General features: G+C 68.8%; 1 pseudogene. It reads right to left on the bottom strand.

Features of this window, described 5'->3' with window-relative positions:
* Nucleotides 1-288: pseudogene (gene obgE / locus EIK80_RS25610) on the bottom strand (GTPase ObgE); the annotation flags it as partial.

The raw sequence follows: 288 nt of genomic DNA, 5'->3' as shown, positions 1-288 counted from the left end.
TCAGGGTTTCCTTGTCTTCTTCGAGGATCTCGGTGCCCACCGTAACCTTCAGCAGCACGTCGTCCCCGGCGGCGCCGTGGCGCGCGCGGCCCATGCCGTGCACGCCCGTGCCGGCCGTGAAGTGCTGCTGGTAACGATAGTCGATCAGGGTGTTGAGGCCTTCGACGGCCTCGATCCACACGTCGCCGCCGCGACCGCCGTCGCCGCCGTCCGGGCCGCCGCACTCGATGTACTTCTCGCGGCGGAACGACACCGATCCGCCGCCGCCGTTACCCGAGCGGATGTAGA

The sequence above is a fragment of the Caulobacter sp. 602-1 genome (genome assembly GCF_003931565.1).
Classification (GTDB): domain Bacteria; phylum Pseudomonadota; class Alphaproteobacteria; order Caulobacterales; family Caulobacteraceae; genus Caulobacter.
This window is presented reverse-complemented; position numbering and strand designations above follow the sequence as displayed.